The sequence below is a fragment of the Martinezella hainanensis genome, assembly GCF_900094555.1.
GTDB lineage: Bacteria > Pseudomonadota > Alphaproteobacteria > Rhizobiales > Rhizobiaceae > Rhizobium > Rhizobium hainanense.
The window spans coordinates 379,018-401,685 of sequence record NZ_FMAC01000002.1; the positions used below are offsets into that span (position 1 = coordinate 379,018).

22 protein-coding genes are annotated in these 22,668 nt (G+C 58.5%); 11 read left to right on the forward strand and 11 right to left on the reverse strand.

What is annotated here, in order from left to right; all coding sequences use genetic code 11:
* Positions 1-22: 22 nt before the first annotated feature.
* The 9 genes from GA0061100_RS08250 to GA0061100_RS08290 all read right to left on the reverse strand — a co-directional run bounded on the left by GA0061100_RS08250 (position 23) and on the right by GA0061100_RS08290 (position 7,777).
* Entirely contained in the window at positions 23-1,333 is a 1,311-nt protein-coding gene (locus GA0061100_RS08250; RefSeq protein WP_075852251.1) for a DUF2778 domain-containing protein, read from the reverse strand.
* Between the two features lie 433 nt (positions 1,334-1,766).
* Positions 1,767-2,699: an N-acetyl-gamma-glutamyl-phosphate reductase gene (argC, locus tag GA0061100_RS08255; RefSeq protein WP_075852252.1), complete on the reverse strand. Its 933-nt coding sequence runs from the start codon at positions 2,697-2,699 to the stop codon at positions 1,767-1,769.
* 137 nt (positions 2,700-2,836) lie between these two features.
* Positions 2,837-3,790: an agmatinase gene (speB, locus tag GA0061100_RS08260; protein WP_075852253.1), complete on the reverse strand. Its 954-nt coding sequence runs from the start codon at positions 3,788-3,790 to the stop codon at positions 2,837-2,839.
* The gene (locus GA0061100_RS08265; RefSeq protein ID WP_075852254.1) at positions 3,771-4,148 is read right to left on the reverse strand and encodes an antibiotic biosynthesis monooxygenase family protein; all 378 of its coding nucleotides are present in this window, start codon (positions 4,146-4,148) and stop codon (positions 3,771-3,773) included. The genes speB and GA0061100_RS08265 overlap by 20 nt, the downstream gene beginning before the upstream one ends.
* A 65-nt stretch (positions 4,149-4,213) precedes the next feature.
* A complete protein-coding gene (locus GA0061100_RS08270) occupies positions 4,214-4,477 on the reverse strand; it encodes a hypothetical protein (RefSeq protein WP_075852255.1) in 264 nt (87 codons plus the stop codon).
* Positions 4,478-4,617: 140 nt separating this feature from the next.
* A complete protein-coding gene (gene rpsI, locus GA0061100_RS08275; protein WP_075852256.1) occupies positions 4,618-5,088 on the reverse strand; it encodes a 30S ribosomal protein S9 in 471 nt (156 codons plus the stop codon).
* A gap of 2 nt (positions 5,089-5,090) precedes the next feature.
* Complete coding sequence (rplM, locus tag GA0061100_RS08280; RefSeq protein ID WP_004122374.1) at positions 5,091-5,555, reverse strand: 50S ribosomal protein L13; 465 nt, start codon at positions 5,553-5,555, stop codon at positions 5,091-5,093.
* Positions 5,556-5,792: 237 nt separating this feature from the next.
* Positions 5,793-6,629, reverse strand: coding sequence for an EamA family transporter (locus tag GA0061100_RS08285; protein ID WP_075852631.1), 837 nt, complete (start codon positions 6,627-6,629; stop codon positions 5,793-5,795).
* A gap of 821 nt (positions 6,630-7,450) precedes the next feature.
* Positions 7,451-7,777 carry a hypothetical protein gene (locus GA0061100_RS08290; protein ID WP_075852257.1) on the reverse strand — a complete coding sequence of 109 codons (327 nt, stop codon included), beginning with the start codon at positions 7,775-7,777 and terminating at the stop codon, positions 7,451-7,453.
* Between the two features lie 113 nt (positions 7,778-7,890).
* On the opposite strand from GA0061100_RS08290, the gene GA0061100_RS08295 reads away from it, so the two are divergent.
* The 7 genes from GA0061100_RS08295 (at position 7,891) to pstB (ending at position 14,317) form a co-directional block, all read left to right on the forward strand.
* On the forward strand, positions 7,891-8,319 hold the full coding sequence (locus GA0061100_RS08295) for a CoA-binding protein (RefSeq protein WP_015339469.1): 429 nt from the start codon (positions 7,891-7,893) through the stop codon (positions 8,317-8,319).
* A 169-nt stretch (positions 8,320-8,488) separates the two neighbouring features.
* Complete coding sequence (locus tag GA0061100_RS08300; protein WP_075852258.1) at positions 8,489-9,772, forward strand: O-acetylhomoserine aminocarboxypropyltransferase; 1,284 nt, start codon at positions 8,489-8,491, stop codon at positions 9,770-9,772.
* A 141-nt stretch (positions 9,773-9,913) separates the two neighbouring features.
* Positions 9,914-10,258, forward strand: coding sequence for a cupin domain-containing protein (locus GA0061100_RS08305; RefSeq protein ID WP_075852259.1), 345 nt, complete (start codon positions 9,914-9,916; stop codon positions 10,256-10,258).
* Positions 10,259-10,572: 314 nt separating this feature from the next.
* Entirely contained in the window at positions 10,573-11,544 is a 972-nt protein-coding gene (gene pstS / locus GA0061100_RS08310) for a phosphate ABC transporter substrate-binding protein PstS (protein WP_244557801.1), read from the forward strand.
* Positions 11,545-11,620: 76 nt separating this feature from the next.
* Positions 11,621-12,592, forward strand: a complete 972-nt coding sequence (pstC, locus tag GA0061100_RS08315; protein ID WP_075852261.1) for a phosphate ABC transporter permease subunit PstC — start codon at positions 11,621-11,623, stop codon at positions 12,590-12,592.
* A 10-nt stretch (positions 12,593-12,602) separates the two neighbouring features.
* Entirely contained in the window at positions 12,603-13,454 is an 852-nt protein-coding gene (gene pstA / locus GA0061100_RS08320; protein WP_075852262.1) for a phosphate ABC transporter permease PstA, read from the forward strand.
* A 29-nt stretch (positions 13,455-13,483) separates the two neighbouring features.
* Positions 13,484-14,317: a phosphate ABC transporter ATP-binding protein PstB gene (pstB, locus tag GA0061100_RS08325; protein ID WP_083961298.1), complete on the forward strand. Its 834-nt coding sequence runs from the start codon at positions 13,484-13,486 to the stop codon at positions 14,315-14,317.
* Positions 14,318-14,462: 145 nt separating this feature from the next.
* On the opposite strand, the gene GA0061100_RS08330 is transcribed toward pstB, so the two are convergent.
* Positions 14,463-15,716 carry a GGDEF domain-containing protein gene (locus GA0061100_RS08330; RefSeq protein ID WP_075852633.1) on the reverse strand — a complete coding sequence of 418 codons (1,254 nt, stop codon included), beginning with the start codon at positions 15,714-15,716 and terminating at the stop codon, positions 14,463-14,465.
* Between the two features lie 505 nt (positions 15,717-16,221).
* On the opposite strand from GA0061100_RS08330, the gene clpP reads away from it, so the two are divergent.
* The 4 genes from clpP (at position 16,222) to hupB (ending at position 21,750) form a co-directional block, all read left to right on the forward strand.
* On the forward strand, positions 16,222-16,854 hold the full coding sequence (gene clpP / locus GA0061100_RS08335; protein ID WP_004122396.1) for an ATP-dependent Clp endopeptidase proteolytic subunit ClpP: 633 nt from the start codon (positions 16,222-16,224) through the stop codon (positions 16,852-16,854).
* A 298-nt stretch (positions 16,855-17,152) separates the two neighbouring features.
* Positions 17,153-18,430 (forward strand): ATP-dependent Clp protease ATP-binding subunit ClpX, encoded by a 1,278-nt coding sequence (gene clpX, locus GA0061100_RS08340; RefSeq protein ID WP_047627083.1) that lies wholly within the window; start codon positions 17,153-17,155, stop codon positions 18,428-18,430.
* A gap of 420 nt (positions 18,431-18,850) precedes the next feature.
* Positions 18,851-21,271, forward strand: coding sequence for an endopeptidase La (gene lon, locus GA0061100_RS08345; protein WP_075852263.1), 2,421 nt, complete (start codon positions 18,851-18,853; stop codon positions 21,269-21,271).
* A gap of 203 nt (positions 21,272-21,474) precedes the next feature.
* A complete protein-coding gene (gene hupB / locus GA0061100_RS08350) occupies positions 21,475-21,750 on the forward strand; it encodes a DNA-binding protein HupB (RefSeq protein ID WP_015339480.1) in 276 nt (91 codons plus the stop codon).
* A gap of 198 nt (positions 21,751-21,948) precedes the next feature.
* Here the strand turns inward: hupB and GA0061100_RS08355 are convergent, their stop codons facing one another.
* The gene (locus GA0061100_RS08355; RefSeq protein ID WP_075852634.1) at positions 21,949-22,590 is read right to left on the reverse strand and encodes a dihydrofolate reductase family protein; all 642 of its coding nucleotides are present in this window, start codon (positions 22,588-22,590) and stop codon (positions 21,949-21,951) included.
* Positions 22,591-22,668 lie beyond the last annotated feature (78 nt).

Below are 22,668 nucleotides of genomic sequence, written 5' to 3' on the forward strand. Positions count from 1 at the left end.
CGCCTCAATCCTTTTAGCCTTTTTAGCGCGCGGAAGCGACGCTCGCCGCTGACGACACGCGTGTGACCACCTTCAGGCGCTTGATTTCGCCGCGCCTGAAGGCGGCCAGGAAGCGGTTGTAATCCTTGAAGACTACGCAGCCATTCGATTCGCCACGACCGCCTCTGAGCATGTAGGTGTGAGCCAGCAAACCGTCGCGGCCATAGACGCGGGCACCGTTTGCGGGTGTCAGGCGTATCGCCTGCACGCCATGGAACAGGCTTTCCCTATATGTCAGGTTATAAGTTTCAGGCGGCGTCGGGCCGGTGTTCTTGCGGTCGACATAGCGAGGGTTGTCACGCATGTGGCCGAGGCCGGAATGGGCCTCGAGGCGTTCGCCGCTCGGCAGATAAACGGTCTTTGCCTCGATATCGTAGATCGCAGTGCCCGCGCCGGGGCTGATCGCCGCAAACGGATTGATGAATGGCTTCGTCTTGCGAACGGAGCTGTCATCCGGATCGGCATAAGCCATCATGCGCGATGACGGCTGTGCAGAGGTTTCGTTGCCCGTCGCCTTGGCGATAGCGCTTGTGGCGTTGGCGCGCTGCACAGGCGTTTCGCGGGCAGGCCGCGTCATGGGAATGACGTTCAGCACGGCCTCGGCCACCGCGATATCGGCGTCCTTGGCGGGCAGTGGCCTTGCTTCCGCAATGGCGGGCAGGCTCACTTCGGGGGCTGCGGAAGCGACTGCAGCCGGTTGCCCAATAGTCTTGAGGGGACTTGCGGCCGGTATCAGGGCGGCTGCATATTTTGCCTGACTGAGCGATTGTAGCGTAGTCGCGAAATTGATGGCGATCACCTTGCGCAGATGGTCGATCGTTTCCGGCGATGCCGCGGCCACTTCGAGACGGCCGCCCTTGATGCTTGCGGCCGCATCCTGAGCCTGCTTCATATCGGATGTCTGTTGTGCGAGCGCATATGCCAGTTGCACACGAACCGCATCCGCACCGCTAGCTTTCGTTTGAACCTCTGCACTCACGACCTTGCCGAAGCGGCTTTGTCCATGCAGCGAAGTCGTCTGGCTGGCATACCGGGCAGGATGTGCCATGGGGCTTTGTGGAACAATAAAGGCTGATGCGCGTGGCACCATGAAGCTATCTGCCGATGTCGCCGCGCCGGGAAGCGACAGCACCATCGATTGCGTCGTCATCAGCGTCGCCGCGACCCAGGCAAAAGCCGCGACTGCGACGCCGGTGGCTAGGGTGCCGGGACGGATGCTGAAGGATTTTTTTGATCGCGAGGCATAGCCGGAGCGCGAATTGAAGTTACCGAAGGTTTCGGTCACAAACGCCATGTTACTCGTTATCCAAACTACACAGACACCAAGCCGGCTCAAGAACGCACACGCGCCCTAACGCGAAAGTCGCGTTCGGTCGCCAACTTGCCGGCTGTCTGGAAGCATGCCGAATTATGGTAACCAATTCCTTTACGATGGCTCATTCTTGGATATTCATTGAAAAGAGGGATAGTTTTGAACGCCCCACTCATCCGGGTCAGTGAAGCCGTTAAAGAGCAAATCCGGCCGACAATTGGTCGCGGAGCCTCACGGTCGTTCACTTTTCCGTGTAGCTTCGGCTAATTTAGAGCGACGGCAAAAATAAGGCCGAGGACGATGGTGGGTTCGAAATTGCGCAAAACGCCTTGTTGGCATGAAAAAAGCCCGGCCTGATCGATCCAAAATGGACGAGCAGGCCGGGCCGATCGCGTTTCAAGTTATGCCAGGAAAATCAGGCGCTCAGCATCAGATCCATGTTCTGTACGGCAGCGCCGGATGCGCCCTTGCCGAGATTGTCGAGCAGCGCAACGAGGTTGACCTGGGCCGCCCCCGGCGTGCCGAAGACGAAGAGCTTCATCGTGTCCTTGCCGGCGAGCTCGACGGCGTTGATACGGGGCAGGGCGCGGCTCTGATCGAGCGAAACGACCTGGACGATATCCTGACCGGCATAATGGTCGACGAGTGCAGCGTGGATGCTCTCCAGGGTCGCTCCTTCTGCAAGATCGCCGAGATGTAGCGGCACCTGCACGATCATGCCCTGGGGGAAGCGTCCAACAGAGGGCGAGAAGATCGGCGCACGCTCCAGCAGGCCGTGCGTCGTCATCTCGGGCACATGCTTGTGGGTCAGCGGCAGGCCGTAGAGGAAATGCGGCGCGGTGATCGCATCTGGATGATCCGGGTTTTCCATCTGCGCAATCATCTGCTTGCCGCCGCCCGTATAGCCGGAGACGGCATTGACCGTCACGGGATAGCTCGTCGGTAGGATACCGGCGGCACGCAGCGGCCGGATAAGGCCGATCGCGCCTGTCGGATAGCAGCCGGGATTGGCAACGAAACGAGCCACCCTGATCTTGTTACCCTGGTTGCTGTCCATCTCGGCAAAGCCATAGGCCCAGTCGGGATGGATGCGGAAGGCCGTCGAGGTGTCGATGACGCGGACATTATTGTTGCCTGCTACCATCTTCACCGCTTCCTTCGACGCATCGTCGGGTAGGCAGAGAATGGCGATATCGGCGCTGTTCAGCATGTCCTCGCGCATGGCGGCGTTGCGCCGCTCGGCTTCCGGAATAGACAGCAGCTCGACATCGCGGCGGTCGGCCATGCGCGTGCGGATCTGCAAGCCCGTGGTTCCGTGTTCGCCATCGATGAAGATTTTCGGTGCCATCTTATTCCTGCTCTTTCAATAGGTTGAGAATGTTTCCGGACTCAGTTTGCCATGCAGTTGATTCAATTTCATAACGGCCACTCCGGACGCAGCAGGACGATCTTCAAAAACCGTCGCGCATGTTCCGAAATTGTGTCTCAGCGGCCGCTCGCACGTCGTTCGGCGTGGAGACCGAGCATATACATCGCCACGGTCGCCCCCGCAATGGCGGTGATGTCTGCGTGGTCATAGGCCGGCGAGACTTCGACGACGTCGGCGCCGCGGATGTCGAGCTGATGCAGCCGCTGCAGCACCGACAGGATCTTGGCGCTGGAAGGACCTCCTGCGACCGGCGTTCCCGTGCCTGGAGCATAGGCCGGATCGAGGCAATCGATATCGAAGGTGAGGTAGGTCGGCGCGCCCTTGGTATGCGAGATGATCGTCGAGGCGATATCGCCCGCACTCATGTCCTCGACCTGATGGCCATAGAGAAGCTGGATGCCGAAATCCTCGGGCGCATGCGTGCGGATGCCGATCTGGATCGAGCGGTCTGGGTCGACCAGTCCGTCGCGCACGGCGCGGGCAACGAAGGAGCCGTGGTCGATACGCCTGCCGTCATCGAACCAGGTGTCCTGATGGGCATCGAACTGCACCAGCGCCAGAGGCCCATGTTTGGCGGCATGCGCCTTCAACAGCGGCCATGTGATGAAGTGATCGCCGCCGAGCGTCAGCATGAAGGCGCCGCTGTCGAGGATCGCCGTCGCCTGTCTTTCGATTGCACCGGGTGTATCCTGATGGTTGCCGTAGTCGAGCAGGCAGTCGCCATAGTCGATCACGGCCATATCAGCGAAAAGATCGCGGTTGAAGGGATATTGCGGGTCGTTGTCGAAGATTGCCGAGGCGCGGCGGATCGCTTGCGGCCCAAAACGCGCTCCCGGGCGGTTGGAGGTCGCGGCATCGAAGGGGATGCCCCAGACCACGGCATCGACGCCCTCAAGCGATTTCGTAAAGCGGCGGCGCATGAAGGACAGCGCGCCGGCAAAGGTCGGATCACTCGCTGCGGAAGTCAGGCCGGTTGATGTGAAGGCGTGATCAATCGACGTGCTCGGCAAGGGCGTCTCCTTTGCTCACCTGGAAATCATAGGCTCTTTCTATACGTCCTACGCGAACCTTGTATTCTTCATACCAGCGCTCGCGTCCAAGTTTCTGCGCGGCCAGATGCGATACGACATTCTTCCAGGCAAGGATGCTTTCCTCGTCTCGCCAGAAGGAGTTGGTGACGCCAAAACCATCAGCTCCCCTTGCGCTTTCGAGCCCGAGACAGCCCTCCTGCGCCAGCGCCATTTCCTCCATACGTTCGCCCATCGCGCCATAGCCATTATCGCCGGGCGTTCGGATCGAAGCAAAGGATACGATGTAGTAGGGCGGCTCGGGAGTTGCCGCGAAACGCGATGATTTTCTGGGGCTCATGGTATCTCCGGGAGTCGTCAAATTTCGAGATTCGACTTGGAATCGCATGCCAATAGGTTCGACGGCTATTTGCCTGATCGAGCAGTGCATTGATACGGCTTTTTCACACAGGCGATTTGCGGCGTGGAACACTCGGCCTGTCCGTTCGTCACAACGCAATAGGAGCAGCTGTCGTTGAATTCGCGGCAATCCGGGTTTGCCGCAAGAAAATCCTTCATGCTCTGCATGTCGGCCAGTTTTTCGGCGGGTTCTGCCGGCTGCGCATCATCGCACAAAGCCGGTGAAATGCCGCCGATCAGGAACAGAAGCGAAAAGATGAAGCTGCGCATTGAACTCCCCCGATGCTTGTGGCGGGACTTTGCCACAAAATGTGTTCCTTGCCTCGGGAGATTTTCTTTATTTTCAATGCCGCAAAAGAAAAAGGCCGGGGAAACCCCGGCCTTTCGAAAATCCCGTCTCGGGCAAGCGATTAACGCTTGGAGAACTGGAACGAGCGACGTGCCTTTGCACGGCCGTACTTCTTGCGTTCAACAACGCGGCTGTCGCGGGTCAGGAAGCCACCCTTCTTCAGCACCGAGCGCAGGCCCGGCTCGAAGTAGGTGATCGCCTTGGACAGGCCGTGACGAACGGCACCGGCCTGGCCGGAGAGGCCGCCGCCGGCAACGGTTGCGATGATGTCGAACTGGCCGTCACGGGCAGCAGCGACGATCGGCTGACGCAGGATCATCTGCAGAACCGGACGGGCGAAGTAAGCCGTGTAGTCCTTGCCGTTGACGATGATCTTGCCGGAGCCGGCCTTGACCCATACGCGGGCGACGGCGTCCTTGCGCTTGCCGGTCGCGTAGGAGCGGCCGAGCGAGTCGACCTTGCGGACGTGAACCGGAGCAGCTGCTGCTTCCGACGTCGTGCCGAGGTCCTTCAGGGAGGAAAGGTCAGCCATTATCAGGCGCTCCTTACGTTCTTCTTGTTCAGCTTGGCGACGTCGAGGACGACCGGCTGCTGAGCTTCGTGGGGATGGTTGGAGCCGGCGTAGACGCGCAGGTTCTTCATCTGGCGACGGCCGAGCGGACCGCGGGGAACCATGCGCTCGACGGCCTTCTCAACGACGCGCTCCGGGAAGCGGCCTTCGATGATCTGGCGAGCCGTACGCTCCTTGATGCCGCCGGCATAACCGGTGTGCCAGTAATAAACCTTGTCTTCGTACTTCTTGCCGGTGAAAACGACCTTGTCGGCATTGATAACGATGACGTTGTCGCCGTCGTCGACGTGCGGCGTGAAGGTAGCCTTATGCTTGCCGCGCAGACGCATTGCGATGATAGAAGCGAGACGGCCAACGACAAGCCCTTCGGCGTCGATGAGAACCCACTTCTTCTCCACCTCTGCAGGCTTCTGGGAGAAGGTTGCCATGTTGCATACTCTCTTTTGGGACCCTTGGCCCGAAGGCACCTGGGCGTTTCTTGTTGCTTGATTTGGCCGGCATGGATGCCTGCCAAAAAGAAAGCAGCCCGGAAAGGCTGCAATCTGCGGCGGCTTATAGAGCGATTAAGAGCCCGGGTCAATATAGGATTACCGGATGCCTGTAAAAATTGATGAACAAAATCAATGAATTACATATGTGGTATAATAAGGCCACATATTTTGTCGTCAACCTAACCGCAAAACCAGCACTCCGGCGGCAATGATGGCGCCGGCAATATAACGCCAGATGCTCGATCGTTCCTTCAAGACGAGGACCGATATCACCAAAGCGAAGAGGATCGAAGTCTCGCGCAAGGCGGCGACCATGGCGACCGGCGCCTTGGTCATCGCCCACAACGCCAGCCCGTAGGAGGCGATCGACCCGCTGCCGCCGATAAGCCCGCGCCACCAGTTATAGCGGACATGGGCGGCGACTGCATTGACGCCGCGTTGCGATATCGCCCAGGCGAAAAGGAGAACGGGAGGCAGCAGTGCCATCCATAGAGTATAGGAAACCGAATTGCCCGATATCCGCGCGCCGATGCCGTCGACATAGGTATAGGTCGCGATGACGACGGCATTGGCAAGAGCCAGAACGATCGCCCTGCGGCTGCCCTTTCGCGCCTCGAAGGCAAGCGTCAATATGCCGGCGCAAATGGTCATGGTGCCGATCAATGCGCCGCCCGAAAGCGATTCCTTCAGGATGAAGCTGCTTGTGGAGACAATGATGAGCGGCGCAACGCCGCGCATCAGCGGATAGACGAGCCCGATATCCCCGGCACGATAGGCGGCTGCAACGAGCTGGAAATAGGCAAATTGCAGGATGGCCGAAGCGCCGATGAACGGCCAGGCCGCAGAGGCCGGCAAGGGCAGAAACGGCAGCAGGGGGAGGGCCGCGACCGCGCCACCGGCAGAAACCAGTGCGGCGTCGAGCGATTTATCGGTTCCCGCCTTGATGATCGCATTCCATGTCGCGTGCAGCAGGGCGCCGAAAAGGACGAGCGCGATAACGTCGAGAGACACGGAAAACCTCGGAAATTGGCAGGTGCAGCGGCGATGCTTGGCATTTTGTGGGAGTGCGGTCTCCATATGATCCGCAATACATCGAAAAGCAACGAAATATCGGACATTATGAAGGCTTGCCTATTTGCTCTGGTCATCTCGGGCGTCGGGAGTGGCGTTTTCGTTATGTTCCAGATCGCCCTTTCTCGCATTATAAATAACTAATTTATTGGAGTATGAAGCGCGAACAAATATCGCATGTCTTGTGAACGCGGGAGTAGCATTAGACACTTCTTACTTAAAAACGACAGGGGCTGTGTCGCCTGCAGCGCCGCGAATGTCCGGGCGTGCGAAAATCGCGGTGAAAACGCCGCCCGCGATCTCTCTTTCTCTCATGAATAGAGCGGATAATTCTACAAGAGATGAAAAATATTACAGCTAACGCGCGCTGCTGCCGATAAAGATCGTACTAAGAGTTAAGTATAGAATTGTCGATCCAAAAATACGCAGGGTATATCATTGCGCGAGTCTGAAAACTATTCTGTGGAAAAATAATGAAATAGCATGTGTTCCGCGTTCACATTCGGTTCTCATTTGGATTGACTGTTCATGCGAAGTTTCTAATTTATATGCGAATAAATAGCGAACAAAGATTGCATTTCCTGAGAACGCAACCCTGTGGCATCGGGAAAGTTTACGAAAGCGCTTTGAGGAGCAGCTTGAACGCAGGCGCATAGATGCACCCACACGGCCACGGTACCGAGGATGCGCCGTGCCTGGGACAATCAATGGTCGTACCGAACTCGTGAGTCGTCCGCCTATCCAGCCGCAGCATATTGCGATCAGCGTGGGAAAATCAAATCATCGTCATCGAGGTCGGTTGACGGCCGGCATATATAGACCGGACAGGAAGCGCGATCCTTGGTGGGAAGATAATCCTGATAGGCGTAGAAGCCCAGATCGCATGCGCCGCTGTCCGCGACATAGCGATCATAGAGCGTCATGTTCGGCGTTCTCCTGGCCGGATAGCGCATGATGACCGCGCGCTCCCGGTTGATGACCGCCCTGGCTTCTGCGCAGGTCATGGACATGGAGTTATATCGCGAAATCGCGAATGCCGGCGTCGCGGCCGAGGTGACGAGCAGGCCCAGCAGGATGAATTTTTTCATCTGAGTAATCCTCCCTGAACTTGTTATAATACAATATATATACGCGGAGACTGCCGTTGCGGTTTCCATATTTGTGACAAAACGCAAGTGTGATCGAGGTGGGAGGCTTCGTGATGAACCACGATAGTTATGACGATTCCTATATAGCCGATATCCTCTTGTCCGTAAGGACCATTGCGCTCGTTGGCGCTTCGCCCAATCCCGCGCGCCCGAGCAACGGTGTGATGGCCTATCTCCTGAACAGGGGGTATCGCGTCATCCCCATCAATCCCGGACAGGCCGGCAAGGAAATTCTTGGTCAATGGGTCTATGCACGCCTGGCCGATATTCCCGAGCCTGTGGATATGGTCGATGTTTTCCGGGCACCCGAATATCTTCGATCGGTCGTGGAGGAGACGATCATGATCGAGCCGCGGCCACCGGTCATCTGGGGTCAGCTTGGCGTGCGCGATGACGCCGCCGCGGCAAGAGCGGAAGCCGCAGGGGTGAGGGTTGTCATGGATCGTTGCCCGGCCATCGAGTATCCGCGCCTGGTCGCCTGACCCGAGATCATGCGCGACGGCGGCATTCGGCCGTTTATCGCGCGATCTTACTGAAAGATGGCAAGTTTTTTCCGCGAGCCGAGATGCACGGCAAAGTTCGCGGTTAACTTTCATATGCCAGGCGTTATGCTTTTCCCGTCACGAACAAAATCCGGCGGGAGGAAAAATCATGCCAACCAGCAATCCAGGTTTCGACACGCTTGCGATCCATGCGGGCGCGCAGCCGGACCCGACGACAGGTGCGCGCGCGACGCCAATCTACCAGACGACGTCCTTCGTCTTTCAGGATGCGGATCATGCCGCTGCGCTGTTTGGATTGCAGCAGTTCGGCAATATCTACACCCGTATCATGAACCCGACACAAGCTGTGCTGGAAGAGCGGGTGGCGGCTCTCGAAGGCGGAACTGCGGCTCTCGCTGTCGCCTCCGGTCATGCGGCCCAGCTGCTCGTCTTCCATGCCATCATGCAGCCGGGCGATAATTTCGTCGCGGCCAAGCGGCTCTACGGCGGCTCGGTCAATCAGTTCGGGCAATCCTTCAAGAATTTCGACTGGCGAGTCCGCTGGGCCGATCCCGCCGATCTTGGGACTTTCGAAGCGCAGATCGATGGTCGTACCCGCGCCATCTTCATCGAAAGCCTTGCCAATCCCGGCGGCACCTTCGTCGATATCGCTGCGATCGCGGCCATCGCGCACAAGCATGGCCTGCCCCTGATCGTCGACAATACCCTGGCGAGCCCCTATCTCATCCGGCCGCTGGAGCATGGCGCCGATATCGTCGTGCATTCCCTGACGAAATTCCTTGGCGGCCATGGCAATTCCATGGGTGGCATCATCATCGACGGCGGCACTTTCGACTGGTCCGCCTCGGGCAATTATCCCATGCTGTCTTCACCGCGCCCGGAATATAACGGCATCGTACTGCATGCGACCTTCGGCAATTTCGCTTTCGCCATTGCCTGCCGCGTCCTTGGCCTGCGCGATCTTGGCCCAGCCATCTCGCCGTTCAACGCCTTCCTGATCCTGACTGGCATCGAAACGCTGCCGCTGCGCATGCAGCGCCACTCCGACAATACGCTTGCGGTTGCGCGCTGGCTGAAGTCGCAGGAAAAAGTGGCTTGGGTCAACTATTCCGGCCTGGAGGACGATCCGAACCACGCCCTGCAGCAGCGTTATTCACCGAAAGGCGCTGGCTCCGTCTTCACCTTCGGATTGAAGGGTGGTTATGAAGCCGGCAAGGGGCTGGTCGAAGGCCTGGAGCTCTTCTCGCATCTTGCCAATATCGGCGATACGCGTTCGCTCGTCATCCATCCCGCCTCGACGACACACAAGCAATTGACCGACGAGCAGAAAGTCGCCGCCGGCGCCGGCCCGGATGTGGTGCGGCTGTCCATCGGCATAGAGGACGTCAAGGACATCATCGCCGACCTGGAGCAGGCGCTGGCAAAAGTCTGAGGACTGCCCCGGCAGGAGGCCGAAAAAGCTTGCTGGCCTCTTTGACCGAAGTGTATTTCATGCTTGTCTCGGTCCGCGATCGCCAATGGCGATCGCGGACTTTTTTTGGTCTTGGCGAAGCGCGACCGGGGGGAGACTTAAATGGCAACCTATCTGCAACTGAATGTCGGTGGCGTTGAGCCTGAGGCAGGGGCGCCCGCAGCAGACCGTCTCATTTCGGGAACCCCAACCTTCCGAACTTGGAGCCTCGATGAGGCCGAAGGTGGCCTTTATGCCGGCATCTGGGAAGCGACGCCGGGGAAGTGGAAGATCGCCTATGACGAGTGGGAGTATTTCAACATTCTCTCCGGCTATTCCATTGTGACAGCCGATGACGGCGAGACGTTTCATCTGCGTGCAGGCGATCGCATGATCTTGAAGCCGGGCTTCAAGGGGACTTGGGAAGTTATTGAAACGACTCGCAAGGATTATGTAATCCGCCTTTGAGTATCGTCTTGATTCAAAACGTGAAGATCGCCTTCTCCTATGAAAGGATGCGAGCCTTTCCCTGTGGCTCCGCAATGGTCGCCATGCTTGCTGTAGGTTGTGTCACTGCCGCTTCATTAAACTGTCATCAAACTGAAACAATGCGGCATTAGAGCCATCACTGTCGCCAGGAGATCGAGGTGGGGTACCTAACCGATGGGATACTTCGTGCTTAGCTCCTGCTCGCCATCCTTTCATCACTCTGGGAAGTGAGTTCAATCATGTTGAATCAAAAATTTCGTTCGCTTTGCCTGACTGCAGGCTTCATCGCGGCTATGTCCGTTTCGGCCTCGGCTGCCGATATCACAGGCGCCGGCTCGAGCTTCATCGCGCCAGTTCTGTCCAAGTGGGCCGAAGGCTACAAGGCTGCGACGAACAATGTCGTCAACTATCAGTCGGTTGGTTCGGGCGCCGGCATCAAGCAGCTCCTCGACAAGACCATCGTATTCGGCGCTTCGGACAAGCCGATGAGCGACGCTGACCTCGAGAAGAACGGCATTGCCCAGTTCCCGATGATTTCCGGCGGTATCGTCGTTTCCTATAACGTCGAAGGCGTAAAGCCGGGCGAACTCGTTCTCGACGGCAAGACGCTGGCCGACATCTTCCTCGGCAAGATCGCCAAGTGGGACGATGCAGCCATCAAGGCTCTCAACCCCGAAGTGAAGCTGCCGTCCACCGCGATATCCGTCGTTTATCGCGCCGACAGCTCGGGCACGACCTTTAACTTCACCGACTACCTGGCGAAGGTTTCGCCGGAGTGGAAGGAAAAGGTTGGTTCGAACACGGCAGTTGAATGGCCGGTCGGCTTCGGCGCCAAGGGTTCCGAAGGCGTTTCCACCACCGTCAACCAGACGGCCGGTTCGATCTCCTACGTTGAATATTCCTACGTCGTCGCCAACCACATCGGTTTCGCGAAGATGAAGAACGCCGCCGGCAAGGTGATCGAGCCTAGCCTCGATACGTTCAAGGCTGCTGCTTCGAACGCCGATTGGGCCAAGGCCAAGAACTTCAACCTGATCATCACCAATCAGCCGGGCGAAAAGAGCTGGCCGATTGCTGCTTCGACCTGGGTTCTGCTCTACAAGAAGCCGGCCGATGCTGCTAAGAATGAAGAAGCTCTGAAGTTCTTCAAGTGGTCCTATGAGCATGGCCAGAAGGACGCGACTGCGCTGTCTTACCTCGCTATCCCGGAAAATGTTGCCGAGATCGTCGAGAAGTCGTGGAAGACGGACTTCGGCACGAAGTAATTTGTGCTGGGTGAGAAAGTTGCGGCGGACAGGGCATGGCCCTGTCCGCCTTTCGTGACAGGACAAGGGGAAATCGATGGCTGACGCGACTCAGACGGCTGGCTTCCAGGCACTGGATACCTCCGCCGCCACCAGAAAATTCCGGATGCAGGATCGGATTTTCTATTTCATGACGCTTGGCTCGGCCGCTCTTGTCGTGCTTCTGCTGCTGGCAATCCTTGTTGTTCTCATCATCGATGCCCTGCCGACCTTCCAGGCCTTCGGGCTCTCGTTCCTCTGGGGAACGAAGTGGAGCGCTCCCGCCGAAATCTACGGCGCCGTGCCGGCAGTGGTTGGTACCCTGGTAAGTGCACTCATCGCCATGTTGATCGCCGTTCCCCTGGGCATCGGCATCGCCATCTTCCTGACCGAGCTTTGCCCCGGAAGCCTGCGCCGCCCGATCAGTACGGCGATCGAGCTTCTGGCCGGTGTTCCCTCGATCATCTACGGCATCGTCGGCCTCTTCATTCTCGTACCGCTGATGCAGAACTATATTCTGCCCTTCCTTATCATGACGATCGGCCAGGTGCCGGTGATCGGCCTGCTGTTCCAGCCGCCGGCGCCAGGCGTCGGCCTTTTGACCGCAAGCCTCGTTCTGGCTGTGATGATCCTGCCGTTTATCACCGCGATTTCCCGCGACGTGTTCAGCACCGTGCCGCCGATGCTGCGTGAATCCGCCTACGGCATGGGCATGACCACATGGGAAGTGGCTCGCCATATCCTCATTCCCTATACACGTCGCGGTCTCGTCGGCGGCATCATGCTCGGTCTCGGCCGCGCACTCGGCGAAACCATGGCCGTCACCTTCGTTGTCGGCTCGGTGAGCCGCCTGCAGTCGTCGATCATCTCGCCGTCCACCACCATTTCCGCCCAGATCGCGAACAACTTCGGCGATGCCGACGGTCTGCAATTGTCGAGCCTGATTGCGCTCGGCCTGCTCCTGTTCATCCTTTCCTTCTGCGTGCTTGCGCTGGCAAGGTGGATGATCGGCCGCGGCGACTCGCATTGAGGAAAAACCCATGGAAAATGCAATTCGTCAGAACCTAGTGTCGAGGCGCTATGGAAAGAACCGGGTGATGATGGCCTTGTGCTTCCTCGCAGCCATCCTTGGTATATTCTTTCTCAGCGTGATCCTTGTAACCCTGGTTTTCCGCGGTGTGTCGGCGCTCAACTTCGACGTCTTCACCATGTCGATCCCGGCTCAGGGCTCGCGCGGTGGTTTGATCAACGCAATCTATGGCACCGTACTGGTCACGGGCTGTGCCATTCTGATCGCCGCGCCGATCGGCATTCTAGCCGGAACCTATCTGGTGGAATATGCCAACGGCTCCAAGATTGCCGAGGCAGCCAAGTTCCTCAACGACATCTTGCTCTCTGCACCCTCGATCATCGTCGGCGTGTTCGTCTACGGCGCCGTCGTTGTGCCCATGCACGGCAACTCCGCAATTGCCGGCATCCTCGCGCTGGCGCTGATAGCTCTTCCTGTCGTCAACCGCACGACGCAGGACATGCTGTTGCTGGTGCCAAATGCGCTTCGTGAGGCAACTGCTGCGCTTGGCGCGCCGCGCTGGAAATCCATGATGATGGTGATCTACCGTTCCGCCTGGACGGGTATCCTCACCGGCATCCTGCTGGCCGTCGCCCGTATCAGCGGTGAAACCGCGCCGCTTCTCTTCACTGCCGGCTACAGCAAATTCATGAATGCGGGCCTGACCGGTCCGATCGCCACACTGCCGGTTGCCATCAACACGCTTGCAGCCGATCCTGGCGAGGATCTGAAGCAACTGGCCTGGGCCGGTGCGCTGATCATCACGGTTGCCATCCTTGTGCTTAACATCCTTGCCCGTGTCTTGAGTGGGCGCCGCCAGTGACGCAGCCGCCGAACGATAGGAATGAGACCATGAACATGAGCGACAGCAATTTCCAGAGCGTCAACGCACAGCCGGGGAAGGACGCTGCTTCCCAGTCGGATCTCGGCCTGGCGAAACTGGAGGTGAAGAACCTCGATTTCACCTATCAGAACGGCCATCGCGTTCTGAAGAGCGTGAATATGAACATCCGCAAAAACGCGGTCACCGCCTTCATCGGCCCTTCGGGCTGCGGCAAGTCCACGCTGCTGCGCACCTTCAACCGCATGTATGATCTCTATCCGGGCCAGACGGTTGCGGGCGAGATCCTGCTCGATGGCCGCAACATCCTCACCAAGGACGTCGATCTGAACGATCTGCGCGCCAAGGTCGGCATGGTGTTCCAGAAGCCGACGCCGTTCCCGATGTCGATCTATGAAAACGTCGCTTTCGGCATCCGGCTCTATGAGAAGATTTCCAAGGCGGAAATGGACGTCCGCGTCGAAGCGGCGCTGACGGAAACTGCGCTGTGGAGTGAAGTGAAGGAAAAGCTGCACCAGAGCGGGCTTGGCCTTTCCGGTGGCCAGCAGCAGCGCCTCTGCATCGCTCGTGCCATTGCCATTCGCCCCGAAGTCCTGCTGCTCGACGAGCCGACCTCGGCGCTCGACCCGATCTCGACCGCCAAGGTCGAAGAACTCGTGTCGCAGTTGAAGGGCGATTTCACCATTGTCATCGTCACGCACAACATGCAGCAGGCGAGCCGTATCTCCGACAGCACCGCCTTCATGTATCTCGGCGAATTGATCGAATACGGCCAGACCGAGCAGATCTTCCAGGCGCCGAAGGTCAAGCGCACCGAAGACTACATCACCGGTCGTTACGGCTGATACGGGGCCGAAGATTGCCGCACAATTTGCAAAGGCGCGCTGTTGAGGTGCGCCTTTTGCGTTTGAGGATGGCTGTCTTTGTCCGGCGATTGCACGATGTGGTCAGGCTGAAAGCCTATCAGATAGGATGCGCCGGATGGGCCGGTTACATCCTGGCGAGCGTGCCCATTCGCCGCAAGGCGTGGATCTGGTCGTCGAGCGTCGGCACCAGTTCGCCTTCATCGGCTGCAGTCGTTGTGTCGGGCTCCCTGGCGGTCTCCATTTCATTGAAGACGATGGTGCAGTTGCGGCCTGCGCGCTTGGCTGAGTATAGCGCGCGGTCTGCGAAGGAGACCAACCGGTCCCAGGTGACGGTGTCGCGCGGCATGATCGCAACGCCGATGCTGACCGTCGCCGGCACCAGCGAGTGGCCGGCAAGCAGCGGCACGCGGCAGAAATCGGCGCGGATGGTTTCCGCCAGCGCTTCGGCCTGCGATTGCTCCTCTATTGGAACGAAGGCGACGAATTCCTCTCCGCCCATTCTGCCGAATGCGCCAGTGCGAGGCACGAACTGACGGGCGATACGGGCGAACTCGACCAGTACGGCATCGCCTGCCTGGTGACCATGGCGGTCGTTGATCTTCTTGAAATGGTCGAGATCGAACAGCAGCGCGGCGAGCTTCTGAGGCTGCTGCTGGCCGTTTCCGGCAAGGATATCGTAGCTTTCCTGCAGCCCGCGCCGGTTCAGAACTCCGGTCAAAGTGTCGGTGATGGAAATCGCCCGCCAGCGTTGTTCGGCGCGTTCCATGAGAAGCTTGCCGTTGAGGATGATGGCGACGATGATGAGCAGCGCATAGCCGAGTGCCATGTAGCCGCGATAGATCATGGCCTGCCCCAATGGCGGAGCCGTCAACACCATCCAGAGAGCCGAGCCGAAGCAGAAGCAGGCGAGTGTCACGAAAACGATGCCGAGCTGCCCGCGCGCCGGCTCGCGCCGGCCATCAGCCGGCTGGACGGCAAAGGCGAGCAGGGTCGCGCCGACGGCGCCTGCAAGATCGTAGACGATAATGCGATTGATGAAATTATCGGTGACCCAGGGCAGGCTGACGCCGATCAGCCAGAGCACAGGTGGCAGGAATGCCGACCATTCCAGCTTGCGCTTGTCCATGACACGGAAGCCGGCGATCCAGGCGCTTTCGCCAAGCAGCCCGACGGCATTGCCGATCTGGATCGACCAGATGTCGGGGATGACGCCGCGAGCTGCCACCAAGGCGAATCCCGCGGCGCTGACCGTGAAACCCAGAGCCCAGATCAAATAGGCGGGGGATTTGCGATCGTGCCGCCAGGCAAGAAGGAGAACGGTCGCCAAGGTGATGGCTTCCGAACACCAGATGGTCAGGCCTGTGGTCATATTCAGCACGATCGGACATCTCCGCTGTTTTCGGTCCGTCGGCGCAAACAGCGCGACGATTTCCGCGATCGGCTCATCCTTGCCCAATAAGATGGCAAGTTCCTTAAATGAGTTGGTAAATTTTGCCTGTGCTGGAGATCTCCGCCGGACCGGCACAAACCTTCATGCTTCCTTCACCTTGCGACTGCGAATTGTAGTGGGTAGCAGATGGTGCGTCGCTACGGCGCCTTGGCATTCGAGGAGCCGTAGTTAGAAATGCTTTGTCAACGCTTCGTGGGGCATTAGAGCAATTCCAGGAAAAGTGCGTAGCGGTTTTCCGTCCGGAGTTGCGAGACAACAAAGAGATTGAGCGGTTCAGAGATTCCGTGAAAAGCTAAACCGCTCTAGTGCTTTTTGACGTTATGCTTTCGGGCGTCTTGAAGTGCAGGGCAGGGACACTCTATGTAGGAGTAAAGGATTTTTACTCCGATTCCCGGCGTTTCCGTCGCCGGGGCAAGTTTGATAAAGGACGCACATGAGAAATCCAGTCGATACAGCTATGGCTCTGGTGCCGATGGTTGTCGAGCAGACCAACCGCGGGGAGCGGTCTTACGACATCTATTCCCGCCTGCTGAAGGAACGCATCATTTTCCTGACCGGACCGGTCGAAGACCATATGGCGACGCTGGTGTGCGCCCAGCTTCTCTTCCTTGAGGCCGAAAACCCGAAGAAGGAAATCGCGCTCTATATCAATTCGCCGGGTGGTGTCGTGACCGCCGGCATGGCGATCTACGATACGATGCAGTTCATCAAGCCGGCCGTTTCGACGCTCTGCATCGGCCAGGCTGCCTCCATGGGATCGCTGCTTCTGGCCGCCGGCGACAAGGACATGCGTTTCGCAACGCCGAATTCCCGCATCATGGTTCACCAGCCTTCGGGCGGTTTCCAGGGCCAGGCTTCGGACATCGAGCGCCACGCACGCGACATCATCAAGATGAAGCGTCGTCTCAATGAAGTTTACGTCAAGCATTGCGGCCGGACCTATGAAGAGGTCGAGCAGACGCTCGATCGTGACCATTTCATGTCCTCGGATGAGGCCAAGGAATGGGGTCTGATCGACAAGGTGCTGACGTCGCGTACCGAAATAGAGGGTGAAAGCGCCTCGTGATTAATCCACGGGGCGGTGACTTCTACGCCACAGTTCTATCCCATTTGTGATCGAATAGGGGTTTAATGTGGAGCGGAACGCGGTAATAGTAGGCATTAATGCTATGTAGCGTTTTTGTGACATAGCATTCGGCATTCGAAGGGGGATTCGTTGCCACGCAGTTCCGGTTGGTTGCCTGGCCTGCGTTCAGTACCCTGAAGGGCGCCGCGATCTGCAAACGAGGGGCAGGTCCGGCGGGCGCATAGAGTGGACCGCAATTTCAATTTGGAAATTTGCGGCGTGCTGGAAGGAAAGTGATATGAGCAAAGTCAGCGGCAGCAACGGCGGCGACTCAAAGAACACGCTTTATTGTTCGTTCTGCGGTAAGAGCCAGCATGAAGTCCGGAAGTTGATTGCCGGACCGACCGTATTCATCTGCGACGAGTGCGTCGAGCTATGCATGGACATCATCCGCGAGGAAAACAAATCCTCGATGGTGAAGTCCCGTGACGGTGTTCCGACCCCGCAGGACATCATCAAGGTTCTTGACGAATACGTCATCGGCCAGCGGCAGGCGAAGAAGATCCTCTCCGTTGCCGTTCACAACCATTATAAGCGTCTCGCTCACGCATCGAAGAACGGTGACGTCGAGCTGGCGAAGTCGAACATCATGCTCGTCGGTCCGACAGGCTGCGGCAAGACCTATCTTGCCCAGACGCTCGCCCGCATCATCGATGTGCCGTTCACCATGGCCGATGCGACGACGCTGACGGAAGCCGGCTACGTCGGTGAGGACGTCGAAAACATCATCCTGAAGCTGCTGCAGGCTGCCGACTACAACGTCGAGCGCGCGCAGCGTGGCATCGTCTACATCGACGAAGTCGACAAGATTTCCCGCAAGTCGGACAATCCGTCGATCACGCGCGACGTCTCGGGCGAGGGCGTGCAGCAGGCGCTTCTGAAGATCATGGAAGGCACGGTGGCTTCGGTTCCCCCGCAGGGCGGCCGCAAGCATCCGCAGCAGGAATTCCTGCAGGTGGACACGACCAACATCCTCTTCATCTGCGGCGGTGCCTTCGCAGGCCTCGACAAGATCATCTCCGCCCGCGGCGAGAAGACCTCGATCGGCTTCGGCGCCACCGTCAAGGCGCCGGATGACCGCCGCGTCGGCGAAGTCTTGCGGGAGCTGGAGCCGGAAGATCTGGTGAAGTTCGGCCTCATCCCGGAATTCATCGGCCGTCTGCCCGTTCTGGCGACGCTGGAAGACCTCGACGAGGATGCGCTGATCCAGATCCTGTCCGAGCCGAAGAACGCGCTGGTGAAGCAGTATCAGCGCCTGTTCGAGATGGAGGACGTCGAGCTGACCTTCCACGAGGATGCCCTGCGCGAAATCGCCCGCAAGGCGATCGTCCGCAAGACGGGTGCCCGCGGTCTGCGCTCCATCATGGAGAAGATCCTCCTCGACACCATGTTCGAGCTGCCGGCCCTGGAAGGCGTGCGCGAAGTGGTCATTTCCGAGGAAGTGGTTCGCGGCTCCGCCCGCCCGCTCTACATCTATGCCGATCGGCAGGAAGAAAAGGCCAACGCGACGGCCTGATCCACCATCAGCGATCACGAATAGGAGGCTCGTCATCGACGGGCCTCTTTCTGTTTGAAAAATCGTGCAGTTTGCTGATAAAGTCTTGGATAAGCTTATTGGAATGCCGTCGGAACCGGTTGTGAAGAGCCCCTGCTGCAGCCATGATGGCATGATTCTGGAGCACTAGGCGGACAGGGCGCAGGCCCGGCGTTTTCTCTTCGGATTTTAGCGTCGCCGGCAGTGTTCGAGTTGCCGGGTCTTGGTGTTTTGTTGTTGCGTTCCTCCTCGCGAATACGCGGGATCGTCGCCTTGTGGCGGGCGTTTCCTGTGACTTGAAATAGGCAGTGTGAAGCTCCACTTGTTTACCAAGTGAGAGAGCCGGCTAAATCCCCCAAGCCGGCAGAGAGCCCGGGAACGGGACGACGGAAAGGAAATGACATGAGTAAGAAAACGTCTGCGACACACGACAGCATTGCCTATCCGGTACTGCCGTTGCGCGACATCGTGGTCTTCCCCCACATGATCGTGCCTCTGTTCGTCGGACGGGAGAAATCCATTCGCGCGCTGGAAGAGGTCATGGGTTCGGACAAGCAGATCATGCTGGTCACCCAGATCAATGCCAGCGATGATGATCCCGCGCCGGACGCCATCCACAAGGTCGGTACCGTTGCAAATGTCCTGCAGCTGCTGAAACTGCCCGACGGCACCGTCAAGGTGCTGGTGGAAGGCCGTGCGCGCGCAGAGATCGACGAATATACCGGCCGTGAAGACTTCTACGAAGCCCTCGGCCATGTGCTGCACGAGCCGGAAGAAGATCAGGTCGAGCTCGAAGCTTTGAGCCGCTCGGTCGTCTCCGAATTCGAGAGCTACGTGAAGCTCAACAAGAAGATCTCGCCGGAAGTGGTCGGTGCCGCCAGCCAGATCGACGACTATTCGAAGCTGGCCGATACCGTCGCATCGCACCTGTCGATCAAGATCACCGAAAAGCAGGAAATGCTGGAAACCACCAGCGTCAAGGCTCGCCTGGAAAAGGCGCTCGGCTTCATGGAAGGCGAGATTTCGGTTCTGCAGGTCGAGAAGCGCATCCGCTCGCGCGTCAAGCGCCAGATGGAGAAGACGCAGCGCGAATACTATCTGAACGAGCAGATGAAGGCGATCCAGAAGGAGCTCGGCGACGGCGAGGAAGGCCGCGACGAGATGGCCGAACTGGAAGAGCGTATCTCCAAGACCAAGCTGTCGAAGGAAGCCAAGGAAAAGGCCGATGCCGAGCTGAAGAAGCTGCGGCAGATGAGCCCGATGTCGGCTGAAGCGACCGTCGTGCGCAACTATCTCGACTGGCTGCTGGGCATCCCCTGGCACAAGAAGTCGAAGGTCAAGGCTGACCTGAACAATGCCGAGAAGATCCTCGAAGCGGATCATTTCGGCCTCGACAAGGTCAAGGAGCGCATCGTCGAATATCTGGCCGTCCAGGCTCGTGCGACGAAGATCAAAGGCCCGATCCTGTGCCTAGTCGGCCCTCCGGGCGTCGGCAAGACCTCGCTCGCCCAATCGATCGCCAAGGCGACCGGCCGTGAGTATGTCCGCATGGCGCTTGGCGGCGTCCGCGACGAAGCTGAGATCCGCGGTCACCGCCGCACCTATATCGGCTCGATGCCCGGCAAGGTCATCCAGTCTATGAAGAAGGCCAAGAAGTCCAACCCGCTGTTCCTGCTCGACGAGATCGACAAGCTCGGCCAGGACTATCGCGGCGATCCGTCTTCGGCCCTTTTGGAAGTGCTGGACCCCGCGCAGAACTCGACCTTCATGGATCACTACCTGGAAGTCGAATACGACCTGTCGGACGTGATGTTCATCACGACGGCGAATACGCTGAATATCCCTGCGCCCCTGATGGACCGCATGGAGATCATCCGTATCGCCGGCTACACCGAAGACGAAAAGCGCGAGATCGCCAAGCGGCACCTGCTGCCGAAGGCCATCAAGGAACATGCGTTGCAGCCGAGTGAATTCTCGGTCGACGACGGTGCTCTTATGATCATCATCCAGCAGTACACCCGCGAAGCCGGCGTGCGTAACCTCGAGCGTGAATTGATGAAGCTTGCCCGCAAGGCGGTTACCGAGATCATCAAGGGCAAGACCAAGTCGATTGCTGTCACGGCTGAGAACGTCCCGGACTATCTCGGCGTGCCGCGGTTCCGCCATGGTGAAGCCGAGCGCGACGACCAGGTCGGTGTTGTCACCGGTCTTGCCTGGACGGAGGTTGGCGGCGAGCTGCTGACGATCGAAGGCGTGATGATGCCGGGCAAGGGCCGTATGACGGTCACCGGCAACCTGAAGGAAGTCATGAAGGAATCGATCTCGGCGGCGGCGTCTTACGTCCGCTCGCGCGCTGTCGATTTCGGCATCGAGCCGCCGCGCTTCGACAAGAGCGACATCCACGTGCACGTGCCGGAAGGCGCAACCCCGAAGGATGGCCCGTCTGCCGGTGTTGCCATGGCAACCGCGATCGTCTCGATCATGACCGGCATCCCGGTTTCCAAGGATGTCGCCATGACGGGTGAAATCACGCTGCGCGGCCGTGTGCTGCCGATCGGCGGCCTGAAGGAAAAGCTGCTCGCCGCACTGCGCGGCGGCATCAAGAAGGTACTGATCCCGGAAGAAAACGCCAAAGATCTGGCGGAGATTCCGGACAACGTGAAGAACAGGATGGAAATCATCCCCGTGTCGCGCATGGGTGAGGTGATCAAGCATGCGCTTGTTCGCCGGCCCGAGCCGATCGAATGGGACGGCACCGTGGAAACGCCTGTGATCGCAACGGTCGAAGGCGTCGACGAAGTGGGTTCTACCATCGCTCATTGAGCCTCTTCGCCTCAATTCTGTCGAATTGACATAAATGCACGAAAAGACCGGCATTTTTGCCGGTCTTTTTTTGTGAAAAGCGTATGGCAACGCTTGCTTTTCCTTGATTTGCAGGGTTTTTGGGGTTGCGGCGGGTAAGAGCATTGCTATTTTGCGCCCCGCTTACTGATAAGTCGTTTCATACCAGAGAAAGGGGTGGAAACATGAACAAGAATGAGCTCGTGTCCGCAGTGGCTGAGAAGGCCGGTATCACGAAGGCTGACGCTGCTTCCGCTGTCGACGCTGTTTTCGATACTGTCCAGGCTGAACTGAAGAAGGGCGGCGACATTCGCCTTGCTGGTTTCGGCAGCTTCACCGTTTCCCACCGTGCAGCCACCAAGGGCCGTAACCCGTCCACCGGTGCCGAGGTCGATATTCCTGCCCGTAACGTACCGAAGTTCACGCCCGGCAAGGGCCTGAAGGACTCGGTCAACAGCTAATTCGTTTTCACCCGCTACGAGGCACCTGCCTTGCGGGTGGACAAGATTGGGGCCTGCTTTTGCAGGCCCTTTTTTATGATCTCATGCCGCAATTGTGCGCTGAAAATTCAAGGCTAGCCCGGGCGAGCAGGTGCGGACTTGCGCAAAGTCGTCAAGTGGATGGCGCCGTCCGTGCAGATGATCCGCGACAGATGGCCCTCATTTGCTCAAAACGATGTGAGTAGCCTTCTCTGTCGCCTCATGCGCAACGACCCGGAAGCCGAGCGAAGGAAGGTCGATGCCGGCGAACATTGCTTCGCCTTTCCCGAGCATGACTGGCGAAATGGCATAGTGTATCTCGTCGACCAAGCCCGCCTGAAGATATTGGCGCACCGTGCTGACGCCGCCGCCTATCTTGATATCCTTGCCTCCGGCGGCCGCCTTGGCTTGGCTGAGCGCCTCCTCGATCCCGCCCGTGACAAAATAGAAGGTCGTACCGCCTTCCATGACGATCGGCTCGCGGGGGTAATGCGTGAGGATGAATGTCGGTGCATGATATGGGGGATTGTCGCCCCACCAGCCTTTCCAGTTTTCATCGGGCCAATCGCCGCGAATGGGGCCGAACATGTTGCGGCCGAGGATGAAGGCACCAAAGCCGGTATTTGCTGATGCGGCGTATTTTGCGTCGGCACCTTCCGTTTCGCCCTCCTTTCCGAACATCGCCTGGAATGTCCGAGTGGGGAAAAACCACTCAAACAGTTCCGGACCACGCTTGCCCAAGGGATCGTTCAGGCTTTGCTCCAATCCGGCTCCGAAGCCATCGATAGAGAGCGAGAATCCTGCAACACGAACTTTCGACATGATTTCCTCCATCCAATTGCAATCTGCAACTGGTTGCGTCGTAGCATGCCTGACCCTACATTGCAATTGGTTCGTTGA